Genomic DNA, 12249 nt, shown 5'->3' with positions numbered 1-12249 from the left:
ACTATGGTTCAGTGGCATCCCCTACAAACTCCAATTGAGCGAAAGCCAAGAGGAAATAAAAAATTAAACGCCGCACCTCCGGTTATATTAAGCACTGGTTTTATTTTTTTAATATTGCTGGGTGCAATATTACTTAAACTCCCTTTTGCTGCACATATTCCTATTTCTTGGGAACAAAGTTTATTCACGGCAACGTCTGCTGTTACTGTAACCGGGTTGGTTGTTGTGGATACCGGCTCTGCGTTTACCGCCTTTGGGCAAGGTGTTATTGCACTATTGATTCAACTCGGTGGTTTAGGACTGATGACGTTTGCTGTGGTCACACTGATAGCACTTGGTAACAAAGTCGGATTTATGCAAAAAACTATTACTAAAGCGGCTTATAATCAAACCGATACTTCTACTTTGGTCAGCACTGCTAAGTCAGTTTTATTATTTTCACTGCTAGTAGAAAGCCTTGGTATTACCATTTTAACCTTATATTGGGGCCAAGAAATGGGCTGGCTAAAAGCATTTGCGCATGCAGTATTTTATACTATTAGTGCTTTTAATAATGCTGGCTTTGCATTGAGCCCAAACAGTTTAATGGCATATGTGGCCGACCCTGTGATTAACCTTACTATAACTGGTTTGTTTATAATTGGTGGTTTAGGCTTTACCGTATTAATGGACTTATATAAATCGAAACGTTGGGCAAAACTATGTACTTACAGTAAATTAATGTTGATCAGCACAGTTATTATTAACGTTATTGCATTATTGCTTATTTACGCGATTGAATACGATAATCCAAAAACACTGCAACCACTGTCTGAAGTAGGTAAATGGTTAGCTGCTTGGTTTCAAGCTGTCACTCCCCGTACTGCGGGATTCAATACCATTGCTATTGAAGAATTAAAAAATGCCAGCACCGCTTTAACTATGATGCTTATGTTTATTGGTGGCGGCTCTTTGAGTACCGCAAGTGGCATAAAGGTCGTTACGTTTATTGTTTTAATATTAGCAACCTATAGCTACCTCAGACGTGATAAAGGGATCACTGTGTTACGCCGAGAAATAGACAAAGAATCTGTGTATAAAGCATTAGCTTTAACTATTATTTCTGCAGGAGTTACCTGGCTTGCTATTTTCGTTTTATTGTTAGTCGAAGATGCACCTTTTATTGATATTGCATTCGAAGCGGTATCAGCAATAGGCACTGTTGGCTTATCTCGAGGTTTAACAGGTTCGCTGTCACCAATAGGTGAATTTATCATTATGTTTTTAATGTTTATGGGCAGAATAGGTCCGCTAACAATCGCCTATTTTTTAGCAAGTCCACGTAGTAAAAAACTAAGGTACCCAAGCGCGCAACTCTCTATTGGTTAACTAAAACTCGGGTAATTAGCCTTATCAAATTACCCGAGTTGTCCAAATACCAAACAATACCCGTTTAAAATAAAATATCACAAAGACGAAAAAATAATTTTAGGACAAGGGTTGTAATACATTGTTAATAAAAAGGGCTAGCAACGTTGTCTGTTATAATCTTAGTTGTCCCGCCAGGTATTTTTATTGTTATCATAAAAAGCGCCCTATTAGTTGTTGAAGTCTTGTGTATCGGTCAGTTCATTTAGACATTATTTTCAGAACAAAAAATCATGAATATAAAGCATATTAATATTCACTTTGCTTGGGCTGTTTTGAATTGTTGCGCCGTTATGGTGGAAAGTTCGCAGGAGAAAAACAAGCGTTTTCTGCAAACCACACTGGGGAAAACGCCACTGCTTCAAGTTTTGCAAAATAAAATTAGTTTGACGTCAAACGAACTAATCACAAGAAATTGGCCAGTGTTTATGGCCATCTTGGACTAAGAAGCTGAGCCAGCTTATTTACTATTCACAATTCCATTATTTAAGCCACCCCTTGCGTTTAAAATACAAGTAAGGTGAAAAACCCGCAGCAATCATTAACCCAATAGCCCATGGATAACCGAATGCCCACTTAAGCTCTGGCATAAATTCAAAATTCATCCCATACATACTAGCGATAAGCGTTGGAGGCAAAAACACGACGGCTGCAATAGAAAAAATCTTTATAATTTTATTTTGTTCTATATTGATAAAACCTTGTGTTGAATCCATCAAAAAATTGATTTTATCGAATAAAAAGGTGGTATGTGACATCAAGGTCTCAATATCCCGCATGATTTCTCTAAGCGTTTCCTGTTCTGACGATTGAACAGTCAAGTGCCTGAGTAAAAATGAGATATCTCGTTGTGTATCCATTAAACACAGACGGATTTTACCATTTGTGTCTTCCAGTCTAGCCAGCTTTCCTATTGCGTCTTCCAGTTCGGATGTCTCATCTTCCAATACTAAATAGCTTACGGCCTCTAACTCTCGATGTAAGTCTTCCAGCGAGTCAGCGTGATTCTCAACTTTTTGTTCCAATAATGTCACTAGCAAGTCTTGCGGCGAACGGGACTCCACTTGCCCACGACGCGCTCGCATTCTCAGCAAACGAAAGTCTGCAATATCGCCATCGCGGATCGTGATCAATCGTTCTTTCTGTAAAATACACGCAACACTTACCGTCTGATGACGTCCCTCAGACTGCGTCATAAACAACGAATGGATATGAATACCGGATTTATCAACAAAACAGCGTGCTGATGCTTCAATCTCTTCAATATCGTTGGATTCAGGAAGCTCTGTATGCAATAGCTCCATCAATAACGAACGATCAAATTCATTAGGCTCATGAACATCAATCCATTGCGCGCCATTTATGACACTAGATAGATTTTCAGCATCATGTTCAATTTCCTGAATAACATTCTGATGAATTGAGAATAGTCTTAACATCAGTTTACCCCTATATTTTTCATCGTATTCCACGCATTACTGCTGCTCTCGATTAGCGAACCCTTCTCTTCCCTCACAATAAAAGCGGCAACGCCATGTTCGTTAGCGACTCGTATAGCGTCACTTTCACCGAGACACAGTAGGGCTGTTGACCACGCATCTGCTTGCGTGGGGTCGTCATGAAGTACAGTAACAGATAAGGTAGAGTGAGTAACCGGTTTGCCTGTTCGTGCATCCAAAACATGACTAAAGCGCTTGCCTTGTTCATCGAAGTAGTGTCGGTAAGTGCCTGACGTCATAATAGCAATTGAATCATCCTGCTTAATATCAATCACTTTTTGAACAACCCTATCGCCAGGTAAGGGGCGTTCTATCGCAATGCGCCAGAACGAGTCATCTGGTTTGTGCCCGCGAGTTTGCATCTCACCACCTATTTCAACTAGGTAATCGGTTATTCCAGCGCTCTCAACTACCTTTGCAATACGCGACACACTATAACCTTGTGCTATCGAGGATAGATCAACACTTAATTCTGGCTGTTTTTTTAACAGGCTGGTTTGTGTTGGTGAAGTAAGATAACTTAGGCCAATTTTTTTTATGGCATTTTGGATGTCTGTTTCAGAGGGGGCATTAAATACATCTTTGCTAAACCCCCACAAATCAAAGAGCGGCTTAACGGTCAAGTCATAGCAGCCATTGGTTGCCTGACTCACTTGTCGAGCAATGTTAACCAAGCTGACAATTTCTTCCCCAACTTCAATAGCTTGAGGGTTTTCACTGCGATTAAACTGCTCAATGACTGAGTCTGAATGGTAATTCGACATCATTTTATCAATTCGCAGGAACTCAGCTTCTATCTCTTCCTGTAATCTTTCGGTATCAATTGCGGAGTTGCTCCACACTGAAACATGCCAAGTGGTGCCTTGTGCAGCGCCACTTAACATTTTTACCTCAACAGGCTTAGAGCACGCCACCAAGCCAAGCATTAAGCTGATTAACACCACCAAAGTTAATCGCTTCATGACTTATCCTTTACAGTAGATAAACGTTGCTCAGACACAACGTGCAGTGTGCGTTGTGGAAAAGGGATCGTTAGACCAGCCGCTTCAACGGCTTCTTTTACTTGTTTATTCAAATCCCAATAAGCAGACCAATAGTTTTCATTTGTTGCCCATGCTCTAAGCTGAATATTTACTGCGCTATCGGCCATGGATGCAACCATGACTTGAGGCGCTGGTTCAGTCATCAATCTTGATTCATTTGCTGCTACAGCCTGCAATATTTTAAACCCGTCATCTATCGAGTCTGAATAGGAAATACCCACAACAATATCCATTCGTCGCTTACCATTGCGCGTGAAGTTTTTGATGTTATTACCCCACAAGACGCTATTCGGCGAGGCAATGTACAATCCATCTATGGTTTCAAGCACTGTAGTGAATAAACTGATTTCTTTTACTGTCCCTTGGGTTGAGCCAAACTCGATAAAATCCCCAGTTTTAAAAGGTCGTAATATCAATAGCATGATCCCAGCAGCGATGTTGCTGAGTGTATCTTTAAGCGCAAGACCAACTGCTAGGCCTGCGGCACCAACCAGAGCGATAAGACTCGCGGTATTTACGCCAAAGATATCTAAAATAAATACACCACCAATGACATATACCGCATAACTGGCAACCGCTGAAAAGATCGGTATCAGGGTCGCGTCAATTTTATTCAGCTTAGAGTTGGTATTTTTAATCGCCTTACGTACTGCTCTTGCTATCAATGAGCTAGCCACCAAAATAACAATCGCTAAAATTAAATTATAACCGAGTGCTATTATTGTCTCAGAATGACTTTGCCAAAATTGAATAAGTGAATCTTTCATATATATCTCTTTCTTTATATGCATTTGAAGCGAATTCAAATGCAAATTTCTTAATTTTTAAATGTCGTTATCAAATAACAGACGAAACTAACCAGACATTGTAAGCACAAAATGCGACCAACAAGCCCGCACCTTCAAATCGGTTAATCCGTCCAGCGCCACGAAAGCCATACGCCATGAATAGTAACGCGAGTGTCAAGCCCATCATAACCAACCAGTCGCGAGATAGCACATCAGAAGACAAATTAGTCATGGGTGATATGACTCCGGCAATACCGGTTACTGCCAGTAAGTTAAACATGTTCGACCCCACCACATTGCCAATAGCGATGTCATGCTCACCTTTTCTAACCGCAATGATGGATGCGGCTAATTCAGGTAGCGAGGTGCCCAATGCGACAATTGTTAAACCGATAATTAAATCACTCACACCCAGTGCTTCTGCAATACTAACCGCTCCCCAGACAAGTACTCGCGAACTCACTATCAGTAATACCAGCCCAAGTACTAGCCAAAAAACCGCCTTTTTTATCGGCATGGCGTGTTCTGCCAGTTCTTGGTCCATTTCGCCTTCTAATATGTCTCCTTTGCCTTTCATGGCAGAGTATATGCTCCAGCCAATTAAGGTAAAAAAACCTACCAAAAGAAGGATTGATTCAACACGAGTTAACGCGCCATCCCAAAGAAAATAACCCAGCGCTAAACTTATCAGTAATAATAATGGGATTTCTTTTCTGACTATTTTTGACTGCACTAAAATTGGCGTAATAATGGCGGTAATACCCAGTATCAATCCGGTATTAACAATATTTGAACCCAGCGCATTACCAAGGGCCAAATCAGGATTGCCATCAATGGCCGCCATGGCAGAGACCACCATTTCAGGCGCAGACGTACCGAAACCAACAATGACCATTCCAATTAGCAGTGACGGCATGCCAGCATATTTTGCAGTCGCGGCCGCACCATCAACAAAGCGGTCAGCGCTCCAAACCAATAAAATAAAGCCACCTAAAATGGCTAAAATCGCGAGTGTCATAGTGTTACCTTACGTTAAAAAGAAAAAGTAAATTAGGCCAGCTAAGAGGATGCGATATATGACATAGGGCCACATACCGAACTGATTTAACCATTTTAAGAAAAAGTGAATTGCTGTTAATGCCATCAAAAATGATGTAATGCCCCCAATAAGGAAAGCCAGCCAGTCAACACTTGCGTTTGACTGAGCGACATCTATCAGTTTTGCGGCAGAGGCGAGCGCAGTTATGGGTATTGCTAACAAAAAGGAGAAGCGAGACGAGGCTTCTCTGCTTAGTCCCAGCAATAAAGCCATGGTAATGGTAGCCCCAGAGCGTGATGTGCCAGGAATGAGCGCAACCGCTTGCGCGACGCCGATAAAAAGCACATCTTTGAATTTCAAATCGTCTAACTGACGCTGTTTATTGGGTTTCCAATCAGCCCATCCCAATAAAAGACCAAAGAACAATGTAGTGGCAAAAATAATAGCTACTGAGCGCAGTTGATTATCGATAAGATCCATCAACAATAACCCAGCTAATACAGCGGGAATGGTTGCAACCATTATAAAAAACGCGAGTTTTCCCTGTCCAACACATTGACGATGTTGTAACGACAACAATCCATCTCGGGTTAATTCTTTAACATCTTTTCTAAAATAAAGCAGTACAGCAAACAACGTTCCAACATGTACTGCAAGATCAAATGCTACGCCTTGGTCTTGCCATCCAGCGAACAAGGGTGCCAAAATCAAATGAGCAGAACTAGAAATCGGTAAAAATTCTGTAATACCTTGAACGATGCCAAGTAAAATAGCATTAATAGAATCCATGCATATCCCCTGTATTAGGGCGTACGCATTGGCTTTTGAATATCTTCATGAACAGTTCCTTGGGGCGGCAAGAACAAAGACAAGCGAAACCCTCCACCCCGAGAGCGACACTTGCCTTAAGTCTTGTCAATCCAATTTGGACATAACCGCCACGAACTGCTGTTCGGGGACTGTTGACGATTATCTCAGTAGAGCTGAGAGACTACTCCCCTAAGGTTAGAGATATATGGTATAATCATTTATACTTATTTACAACTTAGTAATAAGTATTGAATCTGCACGCAGTATGTTGGCTCATCTTTGACTTGCTATAGAACACACAACTTTACAACATTAAGCGATAGCCGATACCCGCTTCGGTGATCAAATAACGTGGCGTGGTTGGATCATCGCCTATTTTATGGCGAATATGACTGACCACAATACGTAAATAATGGGTATTTTGTGCATGACTTGGCCCCCAAATATGTTCTAACAGCTGTTTTTGGGTAATAACACATTGTCGATGTTGAGCAAGCTTGGCAAGCACCGCATATTCTTTTGGAGTCAGTTCTACTAATTTGCCGTTACAGGTCACTAAACGCCGCGCTAAATCAATTTTTAAATGACCATCATCAAGTACAGAGGCGGTTTTATCTGGAAATCGGTCTCGCAGCTGGGCTCTCACCCGAGCTAATAACTCTTCCACGCTAAACGGTTTAGTAACATAATCTTGCGCGCCAATATCAAGGGCTTTGATTTTATCGAGATCTGCACTGCGCACTGATAACACAATCACCGGCACACTCGAAAAACTGCGAATTTCGGCTAATAGCGCTAAGCCATCGCCATCTGGCAAGCCTAAATCCAAAATAACTAAATCTGGTTGTTGGCGAACAGCTGCTGCCAACCCAGTACTCACTGATTCAGCTTCACAGACCTCATAACCGACACTTTTCAGTGCAATTCGCAACATTTTACGGATCTGAAATTCGTCATCTACAACTAAAATATGTGCCGACACGCAGGTTAACCTCTTACTGGGATGTCTTGGGGATCGGGTAAGGGCAGTTCAATAATAAAACGCGAACCACTGCCAGAGCGGGCTGTATCAGCCTTAACCTTACCGCCATGAGCCGCAATCATACCACGGCAAATGGCTAAGCCCATACCGGTATTGTGCCGTTTACTATCACCATCGGCGACCACGTAAAACATATCAAATACTTTTTCTTGTAATTCTTCAGCAATACCAGGGCCATGATCTTCGATTTCAATGCGACACAGTCGGCCATCCTGATTCGCAGTAATGATCACCGGCTCATCAATTGGGCTGTATTTTGCTGCGTTTTCCAAAATATTAAAAATGCCTTGCTCTAACAAAGCCGCATGAGCATACAGCAAAGGCAAGTTTTTTTGCTCTTGATAGTCCACTTCAATATCAGGAAATAAATATTTTAAGCGCAGTTTAGCACTGCCAATAATATCAGCCACAGGCACCCAATCGCGCTCTAATTTTAAGGTACCATGACCTAAGCGGGTCATATCGAGCAAGTTTTCAATGTAACGATCAAGACGTCGGCTTTCATGTATGATGGTTTCAAGTAAATCCACTCTGTCTTGCGCTGATAGCTGTTTATCGAGTACTTTTAAGCTTTCTGCCGAGCCCATCATGGCAGACAAAGGTGAACGTAAATCATGGGATACTGAGGCTAATAATGCCGAACGAAGCTGTTCCATTTCCGCTTTGCGAGTCGATGCTTCAAGCTCATTATTAAGATGAATACGTTGCCACACATTAACCATTTGCTGTACAAAGGTACGGATCAAATTGTTATCTTGCTCTGTGAACACCTGCTGCTCTTTGGCAAACTTTAGCAATAGTACTGCAATCGATTTATTATCAGCTTGTATTGGAAATGCCGTCCAATCACTGGCATTTAAGGTATCGCTAAAACGACCAGCCATTTGATTGTGGGCATAACACCAATCAACCATAGCTTGATCAAGTGACTGTAAAGGCTGCCCTAAACGAGGGCTGATCTGTTGCTGATGATGCTCAAAAACCACCACATGAGCTGGGCAGTCCAGTGCTTGCTGTAACTGCCCAGCCAAGGTTAGGCACAATTCATCGGCTTGATTGATCACCGTTAATTGCTGAGCAAAATCACGTTGCAGCTCAGTATAACGATTCGCCTCTTTTAATAATAAGAACTGTTGACGAATACGCGATGCCGCAGGCCCACACACAACACCAATCACAAATAAAAACAGTAAGGTGGCAATATCATCATTTTTATTAACGAAAAAGGTGTAATACGGATCGGTAAGAAAAAAGTTAAAACTTAGAAATGACAATAAAGCGGTAAAAATCGCAGGCCGCGCGCCGTATTTTAAGCCACAAAATACCACAGCTAATACATACACCAGTACTAAGTTACCACTTTGCAACCAACTTGATAATGCAAGTGCAACCGCGCTGGCTACAGCAACCAAAAGTGAACCAAACAAATAGCCCATTTTTTGGCCAAATGCCAGTGACGGAGCGGCTTCTGTTACGTACTTGTGCTGGCGTTTACTGGCTTGCCAAACCGACACTTCTATCGGTAAACCGCTATTGATTAATTGTTGATATAAAGGTTTACGCCATGGTTGCAAGCGCCGCTTAGTGCCCGCGCCCACTAACACGGTATTGATCCTATGTTCACTAATATAGGGTAAAATAGTTTGTATGCTGGAGGGACCACGTAATGTATCGGTTTCTGCTCCCAGCTCTTTTGCCAATGCAAAAGCCGATTGCAATCGTTTTTGCTCAAGCTGGTTATGTATTTTTCCAGTGTCCACCCACACCACAATCCAAGGTGTGTGGCGTTTTTCTGCCATTTGTCGGCCAATACGAATAAGGTGTTCATGATCACGGCGATTCGAGATCAACACCAACACCTTATCTTGAATTAAATAATCGTTACTGCGCGCTTTGGCTTCTTGTTCATTTTTTAGTTGATCGTCAACATGCCCGATCACCCGCTTCATCGCCATTTCACGCAGTGCGGTTAACGTTTCTAATTGAAAAAATTGCTGTATCGCTTGTTCGGCATAGTCGCCAAGATACACTTGCCCTTGGGCTAGGCGGTCCAATAAATGATTAGGAGCTAAATCGACGAACACCAGTTGCTGAGCGCGGTCAATAAACTGATCAGGTACGGTTTCTTTAACCCTAACACCACTGATCTGTAATACCAAATCGTTGAGGCTGGCAATATGCTGCACATTCATCGTGGTATACACATCAATGCCCGCTTCCAGCAATTCGGCGATATCTTGATAGCGCCTTTTATGGCGACTACCGGGAATATTGGTATGAGCGAGTTCATCGACCAAAATCAGTTGCGGTTTGGCTGCCAATGCGGCATCTAGATCAAATTCACTCAGTTGTTGATCGTGATAACTAATTTCACGTCGAGGTAAAATATCAAAGCCCTCGAGTAAACGTTGCGTCTCGGCTCTGCCGTGGGTTTCAATCAAACCTATTTTTACCGACGCGCCTTGTTGCATATATTCTCTGGCCGCATTAAGCATAGCACAGGTTTTTCCAACGCCAGGGGCGGCACCAATAAAAATTTTTAGTTGCCCACCTTGATGTTGTTGCAAGATTTTTAGTAGCGCATCGGCTTTTTGGTTACGAGGATCAACGGCCACGACAGTTCCTTTTCAGTGGAATTAAAAACTTTTTGCTGCACTTAATAGCAAACGGTTATCGCATATATCAGCGCAGGCATCACTGGCAATTGAATTGCCAACATAGCCAACTGACCAAGTTAGCCCTAGTTGCTCAGTCGACAGCGTCAGCCCCCAATCAGTATACCCTGAGCCATCCATCACTGGCGAGCCTAAAAAAGTTTTAAACTCTTGATCATTATCGAATTGATTGTACCCTAAATGCCAATTTAGCTGTAGCTCACTGGTTAATCACGGCAAGATCATTATAAATTGAACTTATAGAGCAAGTAGTGATCAGATCAAGGCATAATAATTACTTGGTCGCATAAATATGAGCACTACTTTTCTGAAACATTTTAATTCAATTACAGATCCTCGCATTGAACGTTGTAAAAAGCATGAACTTATCGATATTCTTCTCCTTGCTATTAGCGCTGTACTCTCTGGTGCAGAAGGATGGGAAGATATTGAAGACTTTGGGCACCTAAAGCTTGATTGGTTAAAAAAATACGGTACGTTCAACGCAGGAATTCCAAAACATGACACGATTGCTCGCGTCATGTGTCGGTTAAAAGCAAATGAAATAGAAAGGGCATTTCAATCTTGGATATCATCACTGATTGAAACTACAGGTGCAGATATCATCGCTATCGATGGCAAAACCGCACGGCGTTCATTTACCACAAAAGACAGAAAAAGTGCCTTACACACGGTCAGTGCATGGAGTTGCCAACACCAGTTAGTGCTTGGGCAGACGGCTGTTGATAATAAAACAAATGAAATCACCGCAATACCAGAATTACTCACCCTGCTCGATATTGAAAACAGTATCATTACGTTAGATGCGATGGGATGCCAACAAGAAATAGCAAAACAAATCATCCAACAAAAAGCAGATTATATTCTTGCACTTAAAGGTAATCATTCAGGCATGCAAAAGGAACTAGAAGCGTGGTGGCACAAGTGCGAGCGTGAAAGGTTAACTAAGCATAATTGTGATGAACATACCGAAATAAGCTCAGGACATGGGCGTGTTGAAACACGTACATGCCAGCAGTTACTTATAGATAAAAGCTGGCTAGGCAAGGATTATCGTTGGCCTGGCTTAACGAGTATTATTAAGGTCAGGGCTGAAGTTCATGATAAGTCGGCAGGGTCGGATACCACTGAAACACGCTGGTATATAAGTTCATTAGACTTAAATGCAGCGCAAGTACTCAATGCGGTACGCAGTCACTGGCAGGTTGAAAGCATGCATTGGATGCTTGATATGAACTTCAGAGAAGATGAATCGAGAATACGCAAACTTCAAGGGCCATTAATGTTTAATGTAATGCGAAAGATAGCCATGGCGCTTTTTAAACAAGATGCATCTAAGTCAGCAAGTATGGCGAGGAAAAAGAAAATGGCAGGGCTAGACGATGATTACCGCTCAACCCTGCTAGAGTCTGGGATTAAAATGCGCTAGCCGTGACTGGTTAATGTTTGTTGCCAATCAAGCGATAAATACCAAAATTTGCCCACATCGTTACCAAAATAACTATCGCTTAGTGCTAAACCAAGTTGCCAATCTTGATAGTTTAACTTAGCGTAACCTTCCATGTAGTTATAGCCTGTAGTCTCATTATCACCTTCTGGATATCGATACTGTACTAGCCCCATATCTAAAGCCCAGTTTTCATCTAAAGCCCAATTACGACCCAGTGATAAATCCAGTTCCATACTGCCTTCACCAAAGCGAATATTTGACCCCCAAGCACTGGCGTACCAACCATCCTGATGATTAATACTCACGCTACCTTGAATTGCAGGCCCCTGCTCAGTTTGCGAAATACCACGAAAATAATAATTAGATGCTAAGGTTACAGAGCCTTCACTACTGAAAGGGGCCGCCACGACGCCAGCGCTGGTCATTACGGTTGTAGCCGTTACTAAAGAAAGTATAAAACGCATTATTGTTTTCCTATAAAAAAGCGGGAGAGAAA

Annotated in this window: 11 protein-coding genes; 2 read left to right on the top strand and 9 right to left on the bottom strand. The window is 42.0% G+C overall.

Annotation, left to right across the window (positions count from 1 at the left end; all coding sequences use genetic code 11):
* Positions 1-3 precede the first annotated feature (3 nt).
* The gene (locus tag PNIG_RS17255; protein WP_089369077.1) at positions 4-1368 is read left to right on the top strand and encodes a TrkH family potassium uptake protein; all 1365 of its coding nucleotides are present in this window, start codon (positions 4-6) and stop codon (positions 1366-1368) included.
* Positions 1369-1889: 521 nt separating this feature from the next.
* On the opposite strand, the gene corA is transcribed toward PNIG_RS17255, so the two are convergent.
* The 8 genes from corA to PNIG_RS19980 form a co-directional block, all read right to left on the bottom strand.
* Positions 1890-2879, bottom strand: coding sequence for a magnesium/cobalt transporter CorA (gene corA, locus PNIG_RS17250; RefSeq protein WP_244181082.1), 990 nt, complete (start codon positions 2877-2879; stop codon positions 1890-1892).
* Complete coding sequence (locus PNIG_RS17245; protein ID WP_089369075.1) at positions 2846-3868, bottom strand: FAD:protein FMN transferase; 1023 nt, start codon at positions 3866-3868, stop codon at positions 2846-2848. Before PNIG_RS17245 ends, corA begins: the two co-directional genes overlap by 34 nt.
* Positions 3865-4716: a mechanosensitive ion channel family protein gene (locus tag PNIG_RS17240; RefSeq protein WP_089369074.1), complete on the bottom strand. Its 852-nt coding sequence runs from the start codon at positions 4714-4716 to the stop codon at positions 3865-3867. Before PNIG_RS17240 ends, PNIG_RS17245 begins: the two co-directional genes overlap by 4 nt.
* Positions 4717-4786: 70 nt before the next feature.
* Positions 4787-5755 carry a calcium/sodium antiporter gene (locus tag PNIG_RS17235; protein ID WP_089369073.1) on the bottom strand — a complete coding sequence of 323 codons (969 nt, stop codon included), beginning with the start codon at positions 5753-5755 and terminating at the stop codon, positions 4787-4789.
* A gap of 9 nt (positions 5756-5764) precedes the next feature.
* On the bottom strand, positions 5765-6565 hold the full coding sequence (locus PNIG_RS17230; RefSeq protein ID WP_089369072.1) for an undecaprenyl-diphosphate phosphatase: 801 nt from the start codon (positions 6563-6565) through the stop codon (positions 5765-5767).
* A 325-nt stretch (positions 6566-6890) separates the two neighbouring features.
* On the bottom strand, positions 6891-7568 hold the full coding sequence (locus PNIG_RS17225) for a response regulator (RefSeq protein ID WP_089369071.1): 678 nt from the start codon (positions 7566-7568) through the stop codon (positions 6891-6893).
* 5 nt (positions 7569-7573) lie between these two features.
* Complete coding sequence (locus PNIG_RS17220; RefSeq protein ID WP_089369070.1) at positions 7574-10243, bottom strand: sensor histidine kinase; 2670 nt, start codon at positions 10241-10243, stop codon at positions 7574-7576.
* A 21-nt stretch (positions 10244-10264) separates the two neighbouring features.
* Complete coding sequence (locus PNIG_RS19980) at positions 10265-10426, bottom strand: TorF family putative porin (RefSeq protein ID WP_167376944.1); 162 nt, start codon at positions 10424-10426, stop codon at positions 10265-10267.
* A gap of 169 nt (positions 10427-10595) precedes the next feature.
* Between PNIG_RS19980 and PNIG_RS17215 the strand changes: the two genes are divergently transcribed.
* A complete protein-coding gene (locus PNIG_RS17215; protein ID WP_089368182.1) occupies positions 10596-11732 on the top strand; it encodes an ISAs1 family transposase in 1137 nt (378 codons plus the stop codon).
* On the opposite strand, the gene PNIG_RS17210 is transcribed toward PNIG_RS17215, so the two are convergent.
* Positions 11729-12217, bottom strand: coding sequence for a TorF family putative porin (locus PNIG_RS17210; RefSeq protein ID WP_089369069.1), 489 nt, complete (start codon positions 12215-12217; stop codon positions 11729-11731). The two genes, PNIG_RS17215 and PNIG_RS17210, sit on opposite strands and share 4 nt — an antisense overlap.
* Positions 12218-12249 lie beyond the last annotated feature (32 nt).

It is taken from the genome of Pseudoalteromonas nigrifaciens (genome assembly GCF_002221505.1).
Classification (GTDB): domain Bacteria; phylum Pseudomonadota; class Gammaproteobacteria; order Enterobacterales; family Alteromonadaceae; genus Pseudoalteromonas; species Pseudoalteromonas nigrifaciens.
Note: the sequence above shows the minus strand (reverse complement) of the source record. Positions and strands in the feature narration are given on the sequence as shown.